21 protein-coding genes, 2 tRNA genes and 1 other annotated feature are annotated in these 21,401 nt (G+C 56.7%); of the genes, 10 read left to right on the top strand and 13 right to left on the bottom strand.

Annotated elements, in window-relative coordinates; genetic code table 11:
* Positions 1–21: 21 nt before the first annotated feature.
* The 9 genes from hisIE to hisL form a co-directional block, all read right to left on the bottom strand.
* Positions 22–633 carry a bifunctional phosphoribosyl-AMP cyclohydrolase/phosphoribosyl-ATP diphosphatase HisIE gene (hisIE, locus tag ACTJI7_RS08810; protein WP_045260396.1) on the bottom strand — a complete coding sequence of 204 codons (612 nt, stop codon included), beginning with the start codon at positions 631–633 and terminating at the stop codon, positions 22–24.
* Positions 627–1,403: an imidazole glycerol phosphate synthase subunit HisF gene (hisF, locus tag ACTJI7_RS08805; RefSeq protein ID WP_045260395.1), complete on the bottom strand. Its 777-nt coding sequence runs from the start codon at positions 1,401–1,403 to the stop codon at positions 627–629. Before hisF ends, hisIE begins: the two co-directional genes overlap by 7 nt.
* Entirely contained in the window at positions 1,385–2,122 is a 738-nt protein-coding gene (gene hisA / locus ACTJI7_RS08800; protein WP_041909171.1) for a 1-(5-phosphoribosyl)-5-[(5-phosphoribosylamino)methylideneamino]imidazole-4-carboxamide isomerase, read from the bottom strand. The genes hisF and hisA overlap by 19 nt, the downstream gene beginning before the upstream one ends.
* Positions 2,122–2,712 (bottom strand): imidazole glycerol phosphate synthase subunit HisH, encoded by a 591-nt coding sequence (gene hisH / locus ACTJI7_RS08795; RefSeq protein WP_028013765.1) that lies wholly within the window; start codon positions 2,710–2,712, stop codon positions 2,122–2,124. The genes hisA and hisH overlap by 1 nt, the downstream gene beginning before the upstream one ends.
* Positions 2,712–3,779 carry a bifunctional histidinol-phosphatase/imidazoleglycerol-phosphate dehydratase HisB gene (gene hisB / locus ACTJI7_RS08790; RefSeq protein ID WP_028013764.1) on the bottom strand — a complete coding sequence of 356 codons (1,068 nt, stop codon included), beginning with the start codon at positions 3,777–3,779 and terminating at the stop codon, positions 2,712–2,714. Before hisB ends, hisH begins: the two co-directional genes overlap by 1 nt.
* Positions 3,776–4,837, bottom strand: coding sequence for a histidinol-phosphate transaminase (hisC, locus tag ACTJI7_RS08785; protein WP_028013763.1), 1,062 nt, complete (start codon positions 4,835–4,837; stop codon positions 3,776–3,778). Before hisC ends, hisB begins: the two co-directional genes overlap by 4 nt.
* A complete protein-coding gene (gene hisD, locus ACTJI7_RS08780) occupies positions 4,834–6,138 on the bottom strand; it encodes a histidinol dehydrogenase (protein WP_063155065.1) in 1,305 nt (434 codons plus the stop codon). The genes hisC and hisD overlap by 4 nt, the downstream gene beginning before the upstream one ends.
* Before the next feature lie 5 nt (positions 6,139–6,143).
* Complete coding sequence (gene hisG / locus ACTJI7_RS08775) at positions 6,144–7,043, bottom strand: ATP phosphoribosyltransferase (protein WP_000886595.1); 900 nt, start codon at positions 7,041–7,043, stop codon at positions 6,144–6,146.
* Between the two features lie 45 nt (positions 7,044–7,088).
* Positions 7,089–7,212 (bottom strand) — a sequence feature (His leader region).
* Entirely contained in the window at positions 7,188–7,238 is a 51-nt protein-coding gene (gene hisL / locus ACTJI7_RS08770; protein WP_001364200.1) for a his operon leader peptide, read from the bottom strand. (Overlaps the previous feature by 25 nt.)
* 175 nt (positions 7,239–7,413) lie before the next feature.
* Between hisL and ACTJI7_RS08765 the strand changes: the two genes are divergently transcribed.
* The 4 genes from ACTJI7_RS08765 to plaP all read left to right on the top strand — a co-directional run bounded on the left by ACTJI7_RS08765 (position 7,414) and on the right by plaP (position 10,839).
* Positions 7,414–8,238: an SDR family oxidoreductase gene (locus ACTJI7_RS08765; protein WP_028013761.1), complete on the top strand. Its 825-nt coding sequence runs from the start codon at positions 7,414–7,416 to the stop codon at positions 8,236–8,238.
* A gap of 41 nt (positions 8,239–8,279) precedes the next feature.
* Positions 8,280–9,209: a LysR substrate-binding domain-containing protein gene (locus ACTJI7_RS08760; protein ID WP_063154994.1), complete on the top strand. Its 930-nt coding sequence runs from the start codon at positions 8,280–8,282 to the stop codon at positions 9,207–9,209.
* Between the two features lie 219 nt (positions 9,210–9,428).
* Complete coding sequence (gene yoeI, locus ACTJI7_RS08755; protein WP_099458931.1) at positions 9,429–9,491, top strand: membrane protein YoeI; 63 nt, start codon at positions 9,429–9,431, stop codon at positions 9,489–9,491.
* Positions 9,481–10,839 (top strand): putrescine/proton symporter PlaP, encoded by a 1,359-nt coding sequence (plaP, locus tag ACTJI7_RS08750; RefSeq protein ID WP_028013759.1) that lies wholly within the window; start codon positions 9,481–9,483, stop codon positions 10,837–10,839. Before yoeI ends, plaP begins: the two co-directional genes overlap by 11 nt.
* Before the next feature lie 58 nt (positions 10,840–10,897).
* On the opposite strand, the gene sbcB is transcribed toward plaP, so the two are convergent.
* A complete protein-coding gene (sbcB, locus tag ACTJI7_RS08745; protein WP_370552060.1) occupies positions 10,898–12,334 on the bottom strand; it encodes an exodeoxyribonuclease I in 1,437 nt (478 codons plus the stop codon).
* A gap of 198 nt (positions 12,335–12,532) precedes the next feature.
* On the opposite strand from sbcB, the gene dacD reads away from it, so the two are divergent.
* The 4 genes from dacD to ACTJI7_RS08725 all read left to right on the top strand — a co-directional run bounded on the left by dacD (position 12,533) and on the right by ACTJI7_RS08725 (position 15,937).
* On the top strand, positions 12,533–13,699 hold the full coding sequence (gene dacD / locus ACTJI7_RS08740; protein ID WP_048961279.1) for a serine-type D-Ala-D-Ala carboxypeptidase DacD: 1,167 nt from the start codon (positions 12,533–12,535) through the stop codon (positions 13,697–13,699).
* A 119-nt stretch (positions 13,700–13,818) separates the two neighbouring features.
* Positions 13,819–14,292, top strand: a complete 474-nt coding sequence (gene sbmC / locus ACTJI7_RS08735; protein WP_248204043.1) for a DNA gyrase inhibitor SbmC — start codon at positions 13,819–13,821, stop codon at positions 14,290–14,292.
* A 92-nt stretch (positions 14,293–14,384) separates the two neighbouring features.
* A complete protein-coding gene (locus ACTJI7_RS08730; RefSeq protein WP_028013755.1) occupies positions 14,385–15,443 on the top strand; it encodes an FUSC family protein in 1,059 nt (352 codons plus the stop codon).
* A 158-nt stretch (positions 15,444–15,601) separates the two neighbouring features.
* Entirely contained in the window at positions 15,602–15,937 is a 336-nt protein-coding gene (locus ACTJI7_RS08725; protein ID WP_028013754.1) for a DUF496 family protein, read from the top strand.
* 164 nt (positions 15,938–16,101) lie between these two features.
* Here the strand turns inward: ACTJI7_RS08725 and ACTJI7_RS08720 are convergent.
* Positions 16,102–16,177 (bottom strand) — tRNA-Asn (locus ACTJI7_RS08720).
* Positions 16,178–16,338: 161 nt separating this feature from the next.
* Here ACTJI7_RS08720 and emmdR point away from each other — a divergent pair.
* Positions 16,339–17,793, top strand: coding sequence for a multidrug efflux MATE transporter EmmdR (emmdR, locus tag ACTJI7_RS08715; protein ID WP_120266864.1), 1,455 nt, complete (start codon positions 16,339–16,341; stop codon positions 17,791–17,793).
* 103 nt (positions 17,794–17,896) lie between these two features.
* Positions 17,897–17,972 (top strand) — tRNA-Asn (locus ACTJI7_RS08710).
* A 142-nt stretch (positions 17,973–18,114) separates the two neighbouring features.
* Here the strand turns inward: ACTJI7_RS08710 and ACTJI7_RS08705 are convergent.
* Entirely contained in the window at positions 18,115–19,881 is a 1,767-nt protein-coding gene (locus ACTJI7_RS08705) for an aminopeptidase P family protein (RefSeq protein WP_440670233.1), read from the bottom strand.
* 18 nt (positions 19,882–19,899) lie between these two features.
* The gene (locus ACTJI7_RS08700; RefSeq protein ID WP_041909184.1) at positions 19,900–21,354 is read right to left on the bottom strand and encodes an AMP nucleosidase; all 1,455 of its coding nucleotides are present in this window, start codon (positions 21,352–21,354) and stop codon (positions 19,900–19,902) included.
* Positions 21,355–21,401: the final 47 nt, after the last annotated feature.

Here is a 21,401-nt window from a genome sequence, read left to right as displayed (position 1 = left end):
CGGGGAAAATCCCCGGTTTTTTTATTTATGACGCTTTCGTAGATTCTCAATCACCGCCGTCAAATCCAGTTCCTGATCCTGCAGCAGCACCAGCAGGTGATACATCAAATCCGACGCTTCATTCGTCAACTCTTCCCGGTCATGTACGGTCGCGGCCAGCGCCGTCTCAACGCCTTCTTCACCCACCTTCTGCGCAATACGCTTAGTCCCGCTGGCATACAGCTTCGCGGTATAGGAGCTCTCAGGATCCGCGGATTTACGCTCCGCCAGGAGTTGCTCAAGCTGATACAGGAACAGCCACTGGTGGCTCGCCTCGCCGAAGCAGCTGCTGGTGCCTTTATGGCAGGTTGGGCCGATTGGGTTCACCAGCACCAGCAGGGTGTCGTTATCGCAGTCTGGCGTCATGCTGACCACGTTCAGGAAGTGACCCGAAGTTTCCCCCTTGGTCCACAGGCGCTGTTTCGTGCGCGAGAAAAACGTCACTTTGCCGCTGTCGATCGTTTTTGCCAGCGCGTCCTGGTTCATATACCCCAGCATCAGCACTTCGCCTGAGACGGCATGCTGTACAACCACCGGCAGTAATCCGTCAGTTTTTTCCCAGTCCAGCTGCGCCTGTTGTTGCTCTGTTAACATACCCTGATCTCCACGCCCTGGTCGGCCAGGTACGTTTTTAACTCGCCAATATTGATAATCTGTTTGTGGAACACGGACGCGGCCAGCGCGCCGTCCACGTTCGCATCGCGGAAGGCTTCCAGAAAGTGTTCCATGGTGCCCGCGCCGCCGGAGGCAATCAGCGGAACGTGGCACACCGCGCGAACTTTCTTCAGCTGCTCGAGATCGTAACCGTTACGCACGCCGTCCTGGTTCATCATGTTCAGCACAATCTCACCTGCGCCGCGCTTCTGCACTTCCTGCACCCAGTCGAGCGTTTCCCACTGCGTCACGCGCGTCCGGCTTTCATCGCCGGTATATTGGTTAACGTGATATTTGCCGGTCGCGGCGTCGAACCAGGTATCAATCCCAACCACTATGCACTGTACGCCAAAGCGATCGGCCAGGCGGGTAATCAGTTCCGGCTCGGCCAGAGCAGGGGAGTTGATGGAAATCTTGTCGGCGCCAAAAGAGAGAATTTTGGCGGCGTCATCAGCAGACTTAATCCCGCCCGCCACGCAGAACGGAATATCAATCACTTCCGCCACGCGCGCGACCCAGCTTTTATCGACCACGCGGCCATCGCTGGAGGCGGTGATATCATAGAAGACCAGTTCGTCAGCGCCTTCATCGGCATAGCGTTTTGCCAGCGGGACGATATCGCCAATGATCTCGTGGTTGCGGAACTGCACGCCTTTCACAACCTGACCATCGCGCACGTCAAGACAAGGAATTATCCGTTTTGCCAGCATTGAATCGCCTCCGTCACCGTAAATTTACCTTCCAGCAGGGCCCGGCCCACAATCACGCCCTGTACCCCCGTTCCGCGCAGCGCGGCGATATCGGCTAAGTCACCGATGCCGCCAGATGACTGGAATGCCACCTGCGGATAACGGGCGCAAACTTCTTCATATAAAGAAACGTTGGAACCCGCCAGCGTGCCGTCGCGCGAGATGTCCGTGCACAGCACGTGCTTCAGGCCCACAGGGAGATACGTCTCGACCAGCGCTTCCAGCGTTACGCCGGAATTTTCCTGCCAGCCGCTGACCGCCACCTGTTTATTACCCTGTTCGTCAATGCGCACGTCCAGCGCCAGTACCAGCGCGTCGGCGCCAAAGCGGCGGAACCAGCCCTTCACCGTCTCAGGCTCTTTCACGGCGGTTGAACCGACCACCACGCGCGCCACGCCCGCATCCAGAAGAGCCGCCACGTCGTCCTCGGTGCGTACGCCGCCGCCAACCTGTACGGGCACGTCAACACCAGCAACCAGTTTTTTCAGCAGCGGGATCTGGCGCTTCGCCGGATCTTTCGCGCCCGTTAAATCCACCAGATGCAGCACCTGTGCACCCTGGGCGGCATAATCCTGCAGGCGCGGTAGCGGGTCCTTTCCGTAGTCGCGCTGTTGACCGTAATCGCCCTGATGAAGACGGACAACCGTGCCGTCGATTAAATCTAAAGCGGGAATAATCATCACATCTCCAGGAAGTTTTTCAGCAGCTGCGCGCCAGCGGCGCCAGAGCGTTCCGGGTGAAACTGCACGCCGAAGAAATTGTCTTTCTGCACCGCCGCGGTAAACGCCTCGCCGTAAGTGCACTGGGCGATGGTATTGACGTTCACCGGCATGGCGTAACTGTGCACGAAGTAAAAGTACGCGCCGTCTTCGATGCCGCGAAACAGCCGGTCACCCGCTTTGGCGTACACGCGGTTCCAGCCCATATGCGGCAGAGGCAGGCCGTGGTCGGTCATTTTCGGTACGTCTTCGTCGATAATGCCCAGCAGGTCAACGCCGTTGCTCTCTTCGCTGCGGCGGCCAAGAAGCTGCATGCCCAGGCAAATCCCCAGCACCGGCTGGGTACAGGCTTTGATCAAATCGACCAGATCGCGTTCGCGAATCTGGTCCATCGCCGCCTGTGCGGTGCCAACGCCCGGCAGGAAAAGCTTGTCAGCGCGCAATACAATGTCCGGATCGCGGCTCACCACCGGCTCATAGCCGTGGCGCGCGATGGCCGATTTCACGGAGTTGAGGTTGGCGCATCCGGTATCCAGAATCACCACGTTCATTACAACACTCCTTTCGACGAGGGCAGGGCATCGCCTTCCACGCGGATCGCCTGGCGAAGCGTACGGCCAAAGGCTTTAAACAGGCTCTCCACGCGGTGGTGATCGTTTTTGCCTTTGGTTTTCAGGTGCAGCGTCAGTCCCATGGTGTAGGACAGGGAACGGAAGAAGTGCTCCACCATTTCGGTGCTGAGATCGCCGACGCGCTGGTAGGTGAAATCAGCTTTGTATTCCAGGTGCGGACGACCCGAGATGTCCATGGCGCAGCGCGCCAGGCACTCGTCCATCGGCAGGACGAAGCCGAAACGGTTGATGCCGCGCTTGTCGCCGAGCGCCAGCTTCAGGGCTTCACCCAGCGCCAGGCCGGTATCTTCCACGGTGTGGTGATCGTCAATATAAAGGTCGCCTTTTACCGCGATCTCCATGCGGAAACCGCCGTGGGTGGCAATCTGGTCCAGCATGTGGTCAAAGAAACCGACGCCGGTGTGGATCTTGCTGCCGCCTTCACGGTCCAGCCAGACTTTTACATCAATCTGCGTCTCTTTGGTGTTACGCTCAACGTGGGAATAGCGGTCGCGTTTTGTCAGTTGCTCGCCAATCTTTGCCCAGTTAAGGTCGTTACGATCGTAGCGCAGCCCCGCGATGCCCATGTTTTCCGCCAGCGTAATATCGGTGATGCGATCGCCGATGACGTAGCTGTTGGTTTTATCCAGCATATCTTCGGCCAGATAGCGCTCAACCAGCTTCACCTTTGGCTTACGGCAGTCGCACTCGTCGGCTGGCATGTGCGGGCAAATCAGCACTTCATCAAATACCACGCCCTGAGAGGTTAGCACCTGCATCATCAGGTTATGCGGGCCGTCAAAGTCCGCCTGCGGGAAACTGTCCGTACCCAGACCGTCCTGGTTGGTGATCATTACCAGCTTATAGCCCGCTTTCTGAAGCTTAAGCAGCACCGGGATCACGTCCGGTTCAAAAGCCAGCTTGTCGAAACGATCGACCTGGAAATCGGCTGGTGGCTCCGAAATAAGGGTGCCGTCACGATCGATGAAAAGGATCTTCTGGGTCATACTTTCTCCGCTTTCAGGGCGTCAATGACGCGCTGGCTCTCTGCGCGGGTGCCTACGGTGATACGTAAACAGCCACTCAGGGAAGGTTGTTTATTCTGGTCTCGTAAGATAATGCCCTGATCCCATAAAGATTTAAATACGGCACTGGAGGCGGTGAAGCGCGCCAGGATGTAGTTGGTTTCCGAGTCGAACACCTGCTCGACGCAAGGGATGTCTTTCAGCGCGGTGACAAGGTACTGACGTTCCTCCAGGATCTGCGCCACGCGTTCGCGCATCGCGTTGATACCCTGAGGCGTCAGCGCCTGTGCCGCAATATCGGCAACCGGCGTTGAAAGCGGGTACGGGGCGATCACTTTCAGCAGCAGGTCGATAACCTCTTTATTCGCCAGCGTAAACCCGCAGCGCAGGCCCGCGAGGGCGAAGGCTTTTGACAACGTGCGCAGCACAACGAGATGCGGATACTCTTCCAGCCAGCCCGTCAGCGTCGCCTGCGGGCAGAACTCGATGTAGGCTTCGTCGGCCACCACCAGCGCTTTACCACGGGTCATCTCCAGGAGGGTGCGGATATCCTGCGGGTTAATAATCTGCCCGGTTGGGTTATTTGGGCTGCAGACGAAGACGACCTTCACGCCGTCGAGATTGTCGGCAATGCCCTGTAAATCGAGCTGCCAGTTCTCCAGCGCCTGGACGTTGCGGCACGCCACGCCGAAGGTTTCGGCGCTGACGCTGTACATTCCGTACGTGGGCTGGCAGTACATCACCGCGTCTTTGCCCGGCTCGCAGAACGCGCGGATCAGCAGCTCAATGCCCTCATCCGCGCCGCGGCTGACCAGTACCTGCTCCGGCTTCACACCCGCGTACTGGGCGTAGTTTTCAATCACCGCTTTTGGCTGACACTCCGGATAGCGGTTCAGCGTTTGCTGCGACAGCTCAAACTGCACCGCAGTCGGGAATTCGTTGGCGTTCAGCCAGACGTCCCCGTTTCCGCCCAGACGACGCGCAGACTGGTAAGGCGTCAGGCGGCGGACATTTTCGCGGGCTAATTCTTCAATGTTCATGCTTGCTCCTTCAGGGCGGCAACGCGCAGCGTCACGGCGTTTTTGTGGGCGGTCAGACGCTCGGCGGCGGCCAGGGTTTCAATAGTAGAAGCCAGTGAAGCAAACCCCTCGCGGGACAGCTCCTGCACGGTCATGCGTTTCTGGAAATCCGCCAGGCCGAGGCTGGAACAGGTAGAGGTGTAGCCATACGTCGGCAGCACGTGGTTGGTGCCGGAGGCGTAATCCCCCGCGGACTCCGGTGACCAGTCGCCGAGGAACACCGAGCCCGCGCTGGTGATGCTGTCGACCAGATCGCGCGCGTTGCGGGTCTGAATGATCAGGTGCTCCGGGCCGTACTGGTTGGAGATGGAGATGCACTGATCCAGGTCGCGCGCTACAATCAGGCGGCTGGCAGACAGCGCCTGACGCGCTGTTTCCGCGCGCGGCAATTCGGCCAGCTGACGCTCAACGGCTTCGCCCACGCGTTTCGCCATATCGGCATCCGGCGTCAGCAGGATGACCTGCGAGTCCGGGCCGTGTTCTGCCTGTGAAAGCAGGTCGGAGGCCACGAAGTCCGGCGTTGCGCCGCTGTCGGCAATGACCAGCACTTCAGACGGACCGGCAGGCATATCGATGGCCGCGCCGTCGAGACGCTGGCTGACCTGGCGCTTGGCTTCGGTCACATACGCATTGCCCGGGCCAAAGATTTTGTCGACTTTAGGAATGGACTCTGTGCCGAACGCCAGGGCCGAAATCGCCTGCGCGCCGCCCACTTTATAGACCGCCTGTACGCCGCAGAGTTTTGCCGCGTAGAGGATCTCATCGGCGATCGGTGGCGGAGAGCACAGCACTATTTTCTGGCATCCGGCGATACGCGCCGGCGTGGCGAGCATTAATACGGTCGAAAACAGCGGCGCTGAACCACCAGGGATATAAAGTCCCACTGACGCAACCGGGCGCGTCACCTGCTGGCAGCGCACGCCGGGCAAGGTTTCGACATCCACGGTCTGCAGCTTCTGCGCGGTGTGGAAGGTATCAATGTTTTTCACCGCGACGGCCATCGCCTGCTTGATATCGTCACCGAGACGATTACTGGCATCAATGATTTCCTTCTCGGTAACCTGCAATGCGCCGACTTCCGTCTTATCAAACTTCACGCTGTATTCACGCAGGGCGTCATCGCCACGGGCTTTGACGTTATCCAGGATCTCCGCCACGGTGCGGGAGATGCTTTCAGAGGCGGAAATTGCCGGGCGCATCAGCATCTCGCGCTGTTGCTCGTCGCTACAGGTATTCCAGTCGATGATTGTGTTAAAGCTCATGGCCATTACTCCATCATCTTCTCAATTGGCAGCACCAGGATGGAGCTTGCGCCCAGTGCCTTCAGTTTTTCCATGGTTTCCCAGAACAGGGTTTCGCTGCTCACCATGTGCATCGCCACGCGCTGCTGATCGCCCGCCAGCGGCAGGATGGTTGGTCGCTCAGCGCCCGGCAGCAGGGCAATCACTTCATCCAGACGCTCGGTTGGGGCGTGCATCATGATGTATTTGGACTCACGCGCCTGAATCACGCCCTGAATACGGGTCAGCAGTTTGTCGATCAGCTGCTGTTTGGCGTCGGCCATCTCGCCGTCGCGCTGAATCAGGCACGCTTTAGAGCGGTAGATGACTTCCACTTCGCGCAGACCGTTCGCTTCCAGCGTCGCGCCGGTCGAGACGAGGTCACAGATGGCGTCCGCCAGACCCGCACGCGGTGCCACTTCAACGGAGCCGTTCAGCAGGCAGGATTTAAACTGCACGCCTTTCTGGTCGAGATAGCGCTTCAACAGGTGAGGGTAAGAGGTGGCGATACGTTTGCCGTTCAGCGCGGCCGGGCCGTCCCACGCTTCATCAACCGGCGTTGCCAGCGACAGGCGGCAGCCGCCGAAGTCCAGACGACGCAGGGTGAAGTAACGCGGGTCTTCACCCTGCGCGCGGCGGGTCAGCAGCTCTTCTTCCAGCACGTTTTCACCGATGATGCCGAGGTCAACGACGCCGTCCATCACAAGGCCGGGAATATCGTCATCACGCACGCGCAGAATGTCGATCGGCATGTTTTCAGCCAGAGCAATCAGGCGCTGGGTGTGCAGGTTGATTTTGATCCCGCAGCGGGCCAGCAGTTCGCGTGAATCGTCACTCAAACGGCCTGATTTTTGAATAGCTATGCGTAAACGTGAGTTATCTAACATTCTTTATTCCTCGTTAACCTGTTTTAACCTGTCTGAATTTGGTCCAAAAAAAAGCCCCCGGAAGAAGATCTTCCGGGGGCTTTTTCATGCGTTCATGCACCACTGGAAGATCCAAACGTCTTCCAGCACACATCGCCTGAAAGACTAGTCAGGATGATGGTGATGATGGTGGTGTTTAAATTGAACGCGTGTCATATAAATTCTCGATGAATGCTTATTCATTTGATGTCTTTTAACCTAAACCAGTTGTACGACATATTGCAAGGGCTTTTTTTGATCATTAATTCATTTCATATTGATGCTATGAATTGTGTGTTCTGCCGGGCTGGCGTAGCCTTATGAAAGACGAGTGAGAGTCAGGAGAATTCGCATGAAAAAGGTCGCGATTGTCGGTTTAGGATGGCTGGGAATGCCGCTGGCGATGTCATTAGCCGCGAAAGGCTGGCAGGTGACCGGGAGCAAGACCACCCGGGATGGGGTCGAAGCGGCGCGCATGTGCGGTATTGATGGCGTTGAACTGCGTCTGGAGCCTGAGCTGGTGTGTGATGCGGACGATCTGGACACGCTGATGAACGTAGATGCGCTGGTGATTACGCTACCCGCACGGCGCAGTGGCCCGGGCGAATCATTCTACCTGCAGGCGATGCAGGAGATTGTCGACAGCGCGCTGGCGCATCACGTCCCGCGCATAATTTTTACCAGCTCGACGTCGGTTTATGGCGATGCTGAGGGCGTGGTGAAAGAGAGTTCCGAGCGCCGTCCCGTAACCGCGAGCGGTCAGGTCCTGAAAGAGCTGGAAGACTGGCTGCATAACCTTCCCGGCACGCAGGTCGATATCGTTCGTCTGGCGGGGCTGGTTGGCCCGGGGCGTCATCCGGGGCGCTTCTTTGCCGGTAAGACGGCACCAGACGGTCAGCATGGCGTGAATCTTGTGCATCTTGAAGATGTTATTGGCGCGATTGAACTACTCTTACAGGCTCCAAAAGGCGGACACATCTATAATATATGTGCACCGTCTCATCCGGCGCGCAGCACGTTTTACCCGCTCATGGCACGCCAGCTTGGGTTGGCTCCGCCGGTTTTTGGTGAGGCAAAGAACGAAAGTAAAGGCAAAATTGTTGATGGCAATCGTATTTGCCATGAGCTGGGGTTTGAGTATCAGTATCCCGATCCGCTGGTGATGCCCATGGAATAAGCCCCGCAGCGGAGACAATCGCACACCGGAAGGGGGCGAGCATGAAACCGCTGCTGGATGTTCTTATTATTCTGGATGCACTGGAAAAAGAGGGGAGCTTTGCGGCTGCCTCGGCAAAGCTTTACAAAACCCCTTCGGCCCTGAGCTATACCGTTCAAAAACTGGAAAGCGACCTCAATATTCAGATCCTCGATCGCACCGGGCACCGCGCGCGGTTTACCCGCACCGGGCAGATGCTGCTGGAAAAAGGTCGTGACGTTCTTCATACCGTTCGCGAGCTGGAAAAGCAGGCCGTCAAGCTCCATCAGGGATGGGAGAATGAGCTGGTGATTGGCGTGGATGATACCTTTCCGTTTTCTCTGCTGACGCCGCTCATTGAAGCGTTTTACCAGCATCACAGCGTCACCCGGCTGATCTTCATCAACGGGGTGCTGGGCGGCTCCTGGGATGCCTTAACCCAGGGGAGGGCGGACATCTTTGTCGGTGCCCTGCACGAGCCTCCCCAGTTGAGTGACTTTGGTTTTGCCCGCCTGGGCGTTCTGGAGCAGGTATTTGCCGTGGCGCCCCATCATCCGCTGGCTCAGGAGCCTGAGCCTCTTAACCGCCGCGTTATTAAGGGGTACCGCGCAATAGTAGTCGGGGACAGTTCACGCCCCGAATGTGCGGTTTCCTCGCAGCTGCTGGATGAGCAGGAGGCCATTACCGTTTTTGACTTTAAAACCAAGCTGGAGCTGCAAATTAGCGGTCTGGGCTGCGGCTATTTGCCGCGCTATCTGGCGCAGCGCTTTATTGATAGCGGTGCGCTTGTTGAAAAACAGGTGCTTGCACAAAGCAGTAACGAATCGGTGTGGGTCGGCTGGAATGAACAAACCGCCGGGCTGGCCAGCGCCTGGTGGCGGGACGAAATTTTAGCAAATAGTGCTATCGCTGCAGTTTACTCTCAGGGGAGCGCCGAGAAATCAGCCAGTTAGAAAAAAGAAAATGACCCGGTGCGTTGCAAAGTATTGCCTTTTGTATCCGATGTGGGGCAAAATGCCGCCGCTGCAACCAAATGAATAATCGACGATATAAAAGGCGTCGGTTATTTTTTTTTGCATGTACGAAACGAAACTAAAAACCAAGAGGCCGGGCTTCGTACCGGATAGATATTTACTAAAATCCGACAGTTGTTGTCGCTGAGGAAGAAAGAAATGGGGCAATTTTTCGCTTACGTGGCGGTTATCACCGTAAAGGAGAATAACTATGTCGCATAACGCAACTCCAAACACCTCTCGCGTGGAATTACGTAAAACGCTTACGTTGATTCCGGTTGTTATGATGGGCCTTGCCTATATGCAACCGATGACGCTGTTCGATACATTCGGTATCGTATCGGGCCTCACTGACGGTCATGTGCCGACGGCTTACGGCTTTGCGCTGATTGCGATCCTCTTTACCGCGCTGAGCTACGGTAAACTGGTGCGTCGCTATCCGTCTGCAGGTTCCGCCTACACCTATGCCCAGAAATCCATCAGCCCGACGGTTGGCTTTATGGTGGGCTGGTCTTCGCTGCTCGACTACCTGTTCGCGCCGATGATCAACATTCTGCTGGCAAAAATCTATTTTGAAGCGCTGGTGCCATCGATTCCCTCGTGGATCTTCGTCGTGGCGCTGGTAGCCTTTATGACGGCCTTTAACCTGCGCAGCATCAAGTCCGTTGCCAACTTTAACTCCGTTATCGTTGTGCTTCAGGTTGTCCTGATTGCCGTGATTCTTGGCATGGTGATCTATGGCGTATTCCACGGCGAAGGCGCGGGCACCCTGGCGAGCAGCAAACCGTTCTGGTCTGGTGATGCGCATGTGATCCCGATGATTACCGGGGCGACGATTCTGTGCTTCTCCTTTACCGGTTTCGACGGGATTAGCAACCTGTCTGAGGAAACGAAGGATGCAGAGCGCGTGATCCCGCGTGCCATCTTCCTGACGGCGCTGATTGGCGGTCTGATCTTTATTTTCTCGACCTATTTCCTGCAGCTGTACTTCCCGGATATCTCGCGCTTCAAGGATCCGGATGCGTCTCAGCCGGAAATCATGCTCTATGTGGCGGGTAAAGCGTTCCAGGTCGGCGCGCTGATCTTCTCCACCATCACCGTACTGGCGTCCGGTATGGCCGCGCATGCAGGCGTTGCGCGTCTGATGTACGTAATGGGTCGTGATGGCGTATTCCCGAAAAGCTTCTTCGGCTACGTGCATCCAACCTGGCGTACCCCGGCGATGAACATTATCCTGGTCGGTGCGATCGCGCTTCTGGCGATTAACTTTGACCTGGTGATGGCAACGGCGCTGATTAACTTCGGTGCGCTGGTGGCGTTCACCTTTGTTAACCTGTCGGTTATCTCTCAGTTCTGGATCCGTGAAAAGCGTAACAAGACGCTGAAAGATCACTTCCAGTATCTGTTCCTGCCGATGTGCGGTGCCCTGACCGTGGGCGCGCTGTGGGTTAACCTGGAAGAGAGCTCGATGGTGCTTGGCCTGATTTGGGCAGGTATCGGTCTGGTGTACCTGGCCTGCGTTACGAAGAGCTTCCGTAACCCGGTTCCGCAGTACGAAGACGTTGCTTAAGTCTTAACGTATCAAAAAAAAACCGGAGACCTTGTCTCCGGTTTTTTTATATCTCACTTCAGACTATCTCTTGCGCGTACTGGAACAGGGCTTTTAACAGGATCTGTTTTTCTGCGTTGCCTTCATATTGGTTGTATAACGACTCAAGCTCCTGCGCGTAATGCTGCAGATACTCTGGCGTAAACACGTTTCGACGGTGCTGCAGCCAGCGCGCCTGTTCTGCTTCATCCAGCGTGCCGGGATAATTGCGCGCCCGGTAGTTAAACATCAGCTTTTCGATGCGCTTATCTGCGAAGGTGATGTCCAGCGCAGGTAAGTTACGCGGCTCGGTTTGCAGAACAATATTCATGGCTGCGCGGTCGGCATCGCTGAAGAAGCCGTTGTAGAGCTGGGCATCCACGTTTTCGGACGGCACGAACGGCTCCGCCTCGGCGAAGATGGCGACCACTTTCTCGCGCACTTGCGGGTTATCGCGAAGCACTTTCAGGTTATCCAGGCAGTGCTGACGGTTAATGCCCAGCCTGTCGGCATCTTCCGGACGCAGCGTGTTCGCCTGCGCCAGCACCGGACATTTATTGATGTGCACCAGCTTAACCGGCACCGCAGGCAGATCCCCGAGTTCATTTTTCGGGGTGTAAAGCCGTTCGCGCAGGGTATCGCTGTCAAGCTCCAGCAGCGGCGAAATATCGCCCGCCAGGTCCACCATGATAACCGCATTACGGTTATCCGGGTGCCACGCCAGCGGCGCAACCCAGCTGGTATTGCCGCGCCAGGCGCCAAACATGCCGGAGATATGCACCAGGGGCTTCATCTGCGGTACGTCGATAAGGGTCATGAGCTTCTGCTTGCTTCGGTGGCTCAGCAGATATTCAAACAGCCGGGGCTGTGCGGTTTTCACCAGCTTCGCCATGGCAATGGTGGCATAAACGTCTGCCATCGCATCGTGGGCATTGCTGTGCTCGATGCCGTTGGCACGCGTCAGGTGTTCCAGCCGGAAGCTGGTCAGCCCTTCCTCATTTTCCGGCCAGTTAATGCCTTCAGGGCGCAGGGCATAACAGGCGCGCATGATGTCGAGCAGATCCCAGCGTGAATTGCGGTTCTGCCAGCTCCAGGCGTATGGATCGTAGAAGTTGCGATAGAAGATGTTGCGCGTCACTTCATCGTCAAAACGGATGTTGTTGTAACCGACCACGCAGGTATTGGGAACGGTAAACAGATCGTGGATGCGGCGGGCGAACTCTGCTTCGTTAACGCCTTTTTCCCGCGCTTCATGCGGTGTGATCCCGGTGACCATGACCGCGCCGGGCTGCGGCAGGTAGTCATCAGCCGGTTTACAGTAAAAAACCTCGGGTTCGCCAATGATGTTGAATTCGTCATCGGTGCGGATGGCGGCAAACTGCGCCGGTCGGTCCAGCGCCGGATGCGTGCCAAAGGTTTCGTAGTCGTGGAATAAAAAAGTCGGGCGTGCGGCAGAGTCAGACACCAGTAATACCATCCTGTTAAAAAATGACGTCACTATGGTAAACGATCGTGCGGGTCAGACCGAATAAAAAGCGCCGCCGCGGCGCAAATTTGCGAGACCGCTTCCGCGTAAAACCTGCGTTCTGTCACATTTTTTTGCAATTAAGCCAGGTAACGACATCAGAAGTCCCGTAAAAAGGTCATCGATTTTTAATGACCTGAGGATATACCGTTGAAACGCCGTCTGTTTATTGCTGTTTCTTTACTCGCATCGAGTGTCTCATCTGCTTTTGCGGCCGAACCACTGGATTTTTCGCCGCAGCCTCCGGCCATCCAGGCTGGCTCCTGGGTGCTGATGGATTACACGACTGGTCAAATTTTAACGGCGGGCAACGAACATCAGCAACGTAACCCGGCGAGCCTCACCAAGCTGATGACGGGCTATGTGGTCGACCGGGCCATTGACAGCCATCGCATTACGCCGGATGACATTGTCACCGTAGGGCGTGACGCGTGGGCAAAGGGCAACCCGGTTTTTGACGGTTCGTCGCTGATGTTCCTGAAAGAGGGCGATCGCGTCACCGTGCGTGATTTAAGCCGCGGTCTGATTGTCGATTCCGGCAACGATGCTTGCGTGGCGCTGGCCGATCACGTGGCGGGCGGGCAGCCGCAGTTTGTGAAGATGATGAACGACTACGTGCAGAAGCTGAACCTGCGTGATACGCACTTTGAAACCGTCCACGGGCTGGACGCGCCGGGCCAGCACAGCTCGGCCTATGACCTGGCCGTGCTCTCCCGGGCCATCATTCACGGTGAGCCAGAGTTTTATCATATGTACAGCGAAAAGAGTCTCACCTGGAACGGCATCACCCAGCAAAACCGTAACGGCCTGCTGTGGGATAAAACCATGAACGTGGACGGCCTGAAAACGGGGCATACCTCAGGAGCAGGCTTTAACCTTATTGCCTCCGCGGTGGACGGTCAGCGTCGTTTGATTGCGGTGGTGATGGGCGCGGACAGCCCGAAAGGGCGCGAGGACCAGGCGCGTAAGCTACTGCACTGGGGACAACAGAACTTCGATACGGTGCAGATCCTGCATAACGGTAAAAAAGTCGGAACAGAGCGTATCTGGTACGGCGATAAAGAACAGGTGAAACTGGGCACCGACCAGGACTTCTGGCTGGCCCTGCCGAAAGCGGAAGTACCGAACATCAAAGCCAAATACGTGCTGGATAAAAAAGAGCTGGAAGCACCGATTGCCGCGCATCAGCGGGTCGGGGAGATCCAGCTCTATGACCGCGACAAGGTCGTGGCGCACTGGCCTCTGGTCACTCTGGAAGCCGTTGATAAGGGAGGCGTATTCTCACGCCTGAGCGATTATCTTCACCACACGCTTTAACCGCTGATGGGCAGACTGGCAGGGTTGCGAGTCTGCTCACATAATAAACACTCCTCGTTTGCCGATAATAGAAATCCTGCTTTATAGTGTATAAATATACAGTGCTAATCGGAGGCAGCATGGACTACAGCATCAAGCAGCAACAGAAACGTAAGATTGCGGGTTTTCATCTTGTTGGGCCGTGGGAAAAAACGGTCAAGCAGGGCTTTGAACAGCTGGTCATGTGGGTAGACGGGCGTCACATTGAGCCGCTGGAGTGGGTGGCGGTCTATTACGATAACCCCGATGAGGTTCCGGCAGAAAAACTGCGCTGCGATACGGCCGTTACCGTACCGGATGATTTCGTCATCCCGGAAAACAGCGAAGGGGTGATGATGACGGAAATCGCGGCCGGTGATTATGCCGTGGCGACGGCGCGCGTGGAAAACTACGACTTTGCAACCCCGTGGTATCAGTTTTTTAATTCCCTGCTGCAGGATAATAAATATCAGATGGCGCTTAAGCCCTGCTTTGAGCGCTATCTCAATGATGGCAACGCGGACGGCTGCTGGGATATTGAAATGTTTATCGCGGTTGAGCACAAAACGGTTTAAGCCTGCTTAATGAAGGGTTTTTCAGCCGGGAGCGATCCGCCCGGCTGAAAACACAGTACAATTGTGATTTGCCGTGTTGCTGGAGAGCGGGTGTGCGTCCCGACAAATCATTAACCCCTTTTGAAATTCGCTTATATAAACATTACCGCGTGGTGCACGGGTGTCGCATCGCGCTGGCGTTCGTGTTGACCTTTGTACTGGTCAGGTTGCTGGATATACCGGAAGGAACGTGGCCGCTGATCACGCTGGTGGTGGTGATGGGGCCAATCTCATTTTGGGGAAACGTTGTCCCGCGCGCCTTCGAGCGGATAGGTGGTACCGTGCTTGGCTCTGCCCTGGGGCTGATTGCCCTGAAGCTTGAGCTCATCTCATTTCCAGTGATGCTGGCATGGTGCGGTGCCGCCATGTTCCTGTGCGGCTGGCTGGCGCTGGGCAAACGTCCTTATCAGGCGCTGCTGATTGGTATCACTCTCGCGGTCGTGGTCGGCGCGCCAGCAGGGGATATGACCACGGCAATGTGGCGAAGCGGGGATGTTATTCTGGGCTCGCTGCTCGCCATGCTGTTTACCGGCATCTGGCCGCAGCGGGCTTTTCTGCACTGGCGTATCCAGATGGCTAACTACGTCACGGCGTTTAACCGCGTCTACCAGGCGGGGTTTTCACCGAATCTGGTTGAACGTCCCCGGCTGGAAAAGCATCTGCAAACCATCCTCAACGACGTGGTCAAAATGCGCGGCCTGATAGTACCAGCCAGTAAAGAGACCCATATTCAGAAAGCGATTTTCGAAGCTATCCAGACGGTCAGCCGCAATCTGGTGTGCATGCTTGAACTGCAAATCAACGCGCACTGGGCCACGCGTCCCAGCCATCTGTTGATGCTTAACGCCCAGACCCTCAAAGAGACGCAGATGATGACGCAGCAGACCCTGCTGACCATCGCCCATGCGCTCTATGAAGGTAATCCGCAGCCCGTGCTGGCGAACAGCGAGCGTCTCAATGAAATCGTGGCGGAACTGAAGCAGTTAATCAACGAGCGGCAGGGCGATAACGTGGCGGAAACGCCCATTCACGGCTATGTCTGGCTGAGCCTGGAGCTGGCGCGACAGCTTGAGCTGCTATCGCACCTGATTTGTCGGGCGCTGCGCAAATAAAACGCGGATGTGACGCCTGCTGCTTCGATTCAGCAGCAATTGGGGTTATGATAGCTTTAAACGATATAGCCATTGTCATTCGCAGCCGCTGTCAGTAAGGTTATTGTTACAACGGTTGCTTTAACGAATCCGAATCTCACATTATCAGGGGTGTAAAAATGGAAACTATCAAGCCTTCGTTCCAGGATGTTCTGGAATTCGTCCGCCTGTTCCGCCGCAAAAACAAACTGCAGCGTGAAATCCAGGACGTTGAGAAGAAGATCCGTGACAACCAGAAACGTGTTCTGCTGCTCGACAACCTGAGCGACTACATCAAGCCGGGCATGAGCGTTGAAGCTATTCAGGGCATCATCGCCAGCATGAAGAGCGACTATGAAGACCGCGTTGATGATTACATCATCAAAAATGCCGAGCTGTCCAAAGAGCGTCGCGACATCTCCAAAAAGCTGAAAGTGATGGGCGAAATCAAAAACGCCGAAGCTAAAAGCGAATAATCGCAGCGAATTGTGAAAAAGGCTCTCTGGTGACAGGGGGCCTTTTTTATTTGACGATCAACGGTCCGCTGATTTGTAGGTCGGGTCAGGCGCAGCCGCCAGCTGACAATTCTACCCGACGCAGAAAAGCAAAAAGCCTGCTTCAAAAGCAGGCTTTTCAAATTTGGCTCCTCTGACTGGACTCGAACCAGTGACATACGGATTAACAGTCCGCCGTTCTACCGACTGAACTACAGAGGAATCGTTGTGGAGGCTTATCTTAGCGGCGAAAAAACTTTTGTCAAACCTGATCTTAGGGAAAATCGACTGATTGCCGATTCTGTCGTCAGTTTGTTGTAAATACACACATCTTTTTCAGGAAAATACTTTGCAGGATTAGCATTTCTCCCCCATCATTTGAAATGGAGTTTCAACTATTCTCGCTAAGGTCCATTTTGAACGTCACTGCCCCTCTGCGCCAGGCGATCGTGCGCACGCCATGGTACGCAAAACGTAAAAGCTATCGTGTTCTGTTCTGGCGTGAAATCACCCCTCTTGCCGTGCCTATTTTCCTGGAAAATACCTGCGTTCTGCTGATGGGAGTGCTGAGCACCTTCCTGGTAAGCTGGCTGGGGAAAGAGGCGATGGCGGGGGTCGGGCTGGCAGACAGCTTTAACATGGTGGTGATGTCATTCTTTGCCGCCATCGATCTCGGGACGACGGTTGTGGTGGCCTTTAGTCTCGGCAAGCTGGATCCCAAACGCGCGCGCGAGGCTGCACGTCAGTCGCTGATGATCATGACCCTCTTTTCGATTGTTCTGGCGGCGGTGATCCACTATTTCGGTAAAGAGATTATCGATTTTGTCGCCGGGGAAGCCACGAACGAGGTGAAGGAACTGGCGCTGACCTATCTCGAAATGACCGTCTTAAGCTATCCGGCGGCGGCCATCGCGTTGATTGGCAGCGGCGCGCTGCGCGGGGCAGGTAACACCAAAATCCCGCTGCTGATCAACGGTGGGATGAATATCCTGAATATCATCATCAGCAGCGTGCTGATCTACGGCGCGTTCTCGTGGGATGGTCTGGGGTTCGTCGGTGCCGGGCTGGGATTAACCATATCACGCTATATCGGTGCGGCGGCCATCATCGGGGTGCTGATGACGGGGATTACCCCCTCGCTGCGTCTTACGCTTAAGAGCTATTTCCGGCCCTTTAATTTCGCCATTATCTGGGAAGTGATGGGGATTGGTATTCCCGCGAGCATTGAATCCGTGTTGTTCAACGGCGGGAAGCTGCTCACGCAGATGTTTGTCGCCGGAATGGGCACCGACGTTATCGCCGGTAACTTTATCGCCTTCTCCATCGCCTCGCTGATTAACCTGCCGGGTAACGCCCTTGGGTCGGCATCAACCATCATCACGGGGAAACGTCTCGGGAAAGGGCAGATAGGCCAGGCGGAGCGGCAGCTGCGCCATGTGTTCTGGCTGTCGACGATTGGGCTGACGCTGATCGCCTGGGGCACCGCGCCGTTTGCCGGGCTGATGGCCGCGTTCTATACCCACGAAGATGACGTGAAAGAGGTGGTGAAGATCCTTATCTGGCTCAACGCCGCCTTTATGCCCATCTGGGCGGCATCCTGGGTGTTGCCTGCCGGGCTGAAAGGAGCGCGCGATGCCCGTTTTGCCATGTGGGTGTCCATGCTTGGCATGTGGGGGTGTCGCGTTGTGGCGGGCTATACGCTGGGCGTGGTGCTGGGCTGGGGCGTGGTGGGCGTCTGGCTGGGGATGTTCCTTGACTGGGCCGTACGCGGGGCGCTGTTCTACTGGCGCATGGTCAGCGGGCGCTGGCTGTGGAAATATCCGCGACAAAATGCCTGACAATTGCGCGAAATGGAGAATAATTCGGCAAACGATCGGAAATATGCATTCTGCCTTTGACATCATCGGGGAGCATCGATAATATGCGCCCCGTTCACACGATTCCTCTGTAGTTCAGTCGGTAGAACGGCGGACTGTTAATCCGTATGTCACTGGTTCGAGTCCAGTCAGAGGAGCCAAATTTGAAAAGCCTGCTTTTAAAGCAGGCTTTTTGCTTTTCTGCGCAAGGTAAATGCAAAACGGCAACCTTGTTGCCGTTTTTAGTGTTTTCACCCTCTCCCGTGGGAGAGGGATGGGGTGAGGGCATCAGACCGCACGAAATTACACACGAACCGGCGCCGTCGCCGCCTCCAGCCACGAACGCGCCTCGCTATTCACCAGCGGTGACAGCGCCTCACGTACCTGCTGATGATACTCATCCAGCCACTGCTTTTCCTGCTCGCTCAACAGATCCAGCTCGACCTGGCTTAAATCAATCGGGATCAGCGTCAGCGAGGCAAACTTGCAGAACCCCGGTCGGCTCTCCACAATTTCTACCTGGTTTTCAATACGGATACCGTGGCTATCGCCCAGATAGTATCCCGGCTCAATGGTCATGATGTTCCCTGCCACCAGCGGCCACGGGTTCACCTTTTTGGCGATGCGATGCGGGTTTTCGTGGATCAGAAGCTGGTGGCCCACGCCGTGCCCGGTACCGTGATCGTAATCCAGCCCCATCTCCCACAGCGGACGACGCGCGAAAGCATCCAGCTGGTGCCCCTGCGTACCGGAAGGGAACTGCAGGGTAATCAGCGACAGGAAGCCTCTCAGCACGGCGGTGTAGTGCAGACGCTGCTGCGAGGGGACATTACCCCACGCCAGCGTGCGCGTGGCATCGGTGGTGCCGTTAGCGTACTGACCGCCCGAATCGTTCAGGTAAAAATGGTTATGGCCGATGGGCTTGTTGCTGGCCTCGCTTGAATGATAGTGGCACATCGCCGCATTGCTCGAAGAGGCGGAAATGGTCGCGAAACTCTGCTCGATAAAACCGGGCTGCTGTTTGCGAAATGCCAGTTGCTGCGCCTGCACTTCCAGCTCCGTTAGCGGTTGTCCCGCCGCCGCACGCAGCGGCACTTCGCGGCTCAGCCAGGCCAGGAAGTTGACCCACGCGGCGCCGTCCTGGAGATGGCACTCGCGATACCCTGCCAGCTCGACCGGGTTTTTGGTAGCCTTAATGAGGGTAATGGGATCGGTTCGCCAGACAATTTCACCGCGCGGTTCAATGGCAAAGCGCAGGGCCACCGGCGCGGAATCGGCATCTACCATCACCCGCTTCCCTTCAGCAAGTTGCTGACAGCGTTCAATAAAAGTGTTCTGTGGCGCAATCGTGAAGGCGTTCAGAACTGCATCAGAGAGTTCTGCGAGCTTATTGTCGTTAACAAACCACTCAACGCGGCCGTCGCGACCGAGCAGGGCAAATGAGAGCGGTACCGGACTGGTGGGGATATCTGAGCCGCGCATGTTGAGCAGCCACGCAATGTTATCCGGCAGCGTAACGGCCAGGTAGTCAGCGTTGTTCGCGGCCAGCACGGCGGCAACGCGCTGACGTTTGTCTTCGCTGCTTTCACCGCTTATCGCAACCGGCATCTCACGGATAAGCCCCGCCGGTGCGGCAGGGCGATCGGTCCATAAGGCGTCAAACGGTGACGCGTTCAGCGGCACGAGCGTGCACGGTGTGGCAGACAGCTGCGTAAACTCGGTATTCGTCATCAGCATTGGGTCAAAACCAATACGCGTGCCCGCCGCGACGTTGGTCGTCAGCCAGTCTGCCAGCGGCTCGTTGTGCAGATGGTGGATCTCAACCTCATCCATATTCACCTGAACGCGGGCCTGCACCTGATAGCGCCCGTCGACGAACAGCAGCGCTTTATCCCTCAGTACCAGCGCGACGCCAGCAGAGCCGTTAAAGCCTGTCAGCCAGGCCAGCTTTTCGTCGTTCGACGCGCAATTCTCGCTTTGCCAGGCATCGGTGAGCGGAACGATCATCCCGTCGAGGCTGTTTTCCTGAAGCCACTGACGCAGGGCAGAGAGCGGAGTAGGGGTGTGCATGGTTTTTCCTTATTGTTATTAGCGGAACGGCGGCTCGTTGAAGGTGCGCAGCTTACGCGAATGCAGTCGGTCGCCTTCCGCCCGCAGCAGGTCGATGGCGCGAATGCCGATCTGCAAATGTTCGGAAATCGCCCCTTCATAGAAACGGTTGGCCTGACCCGGCAGCTTAATTTCGCCGTGCAGCGGCTTATCGGACACGCACAGCAGCGTGCCGTAAGGAACGCGGAAGCGATACCCTTGGGCGGCGATGGTGGCGCTCTCCATATCAATCGCCACCGCTCGGCTCAGGTTGAAGCGCAGCGCGGAGGCGGAGTAACGCAGCTCCCAGTTGCGATCGTCGGTTGTGACGACTGTGCCTGTACGCAGGCGCTGCTTCACCTCTTCACCCGGCATGCCGCTCACCTCTTTGGTGGCGTCATACAGCGCGCGCTGTACTTCGGCGATGCTCGGGATTGGGATATCCGGCGGCAGTACCGCATCCAGCACGTGGTCGTCGCGCAGATAAGCGTGGGCCAGCACGTAATCGCCAATCAGCTGGCTTTCGCGCAGGCCGCCGCAGTGGCCAATCATCAGCCATACGTCGGGGCGCAGCACCGCCAGATGGTCACAGATGGTTTTGGCGTTCGACGGGCCGACGCCGATGTTGATCAGGGTGATCCCCTGACCGTCGGCGGTGATCAGGTGCCAGGCGGGCATCTGGTGTTTTTTCCACGCCAGATCGGAGATGGCCTGCTCGGGCGCTTCGGTCTCGGCGGTGATCCAGATCCCGCCCGCGCAGGAGAGGGCGATATATGGACTGTCCGGATCCAGGATCTGGCTACAGCCCCAGCGAACGAACTCGTCCACGTAGCGGGTGTAGTTGGTAAACAGCACAAACGGCTGGAAATGCTCGGCGGGCGTGCCGGTGTAGTGGCGCAGGCGCGCCAGGGAGAAATCCACCCGACGGGCGTCAAAGTGCGACAGGGGGGAAAACTCTGCCGGGTGATAAATCCCGTCAGCCGTCTCATCGCCAATCTGTGACAGCTCGGTCGTTGGGAAGTGGCGGGTCAGTCCCGCGCTCATGGAGCGGTCAAGAGTTAGCGCCGAACCGTCAATCACGTACGGGTACGGGATCTCATGCTGCGAAGGCTCCACGGCAATATGCGCGCCGTAATCCTGATACAACAGCGTTAGCTGCTCTTCCAGATAGGGGCGGAACAGTGCAGGGCGGGTGACGGTGGTGCTGTAGCAGCCGGAGTGGGTAAAACGGGCGTAGGCGCGGGTTTTCGGCGTCGTGCTTGCGCTGCCGTCCCAGGTCACAGAGAGCGATGGATAAACAAAAAGGCCTTCGTTTCTGGCCTTTTGATCGGGAAGTTTCCCCGTTTCGATGTATTCGCTGATGGCGCTGCGCAGCGCGTTGACGGACTGTTCATACAGCGCGTCGAGTTTTTCCAGCGCCTGAGCCGGGGTCAGGCTGGAGCCCTTATTATTCATCTCTGTCTCCTTGTTCCACAGGTGTGCGACTCTATCCGATAGTATGT

The sequence above is a fragment of the Enterobacter sp. 22499 genome, from assembly GCF_052044815.1.
GTDB classification, from domain to species: domain Bacteria; phylum Pseudomonadota; class Gammaproteobacteria; order Enterobacterales; family Enterobacteriaceae; genus Enterobacter; species Enterobacter bugandensis.
The sequence above is the reverse complement of the archived record's forward strand: the minus strand, read 5'-3'. Positions and strand labels throughout refer to the sequence as shown.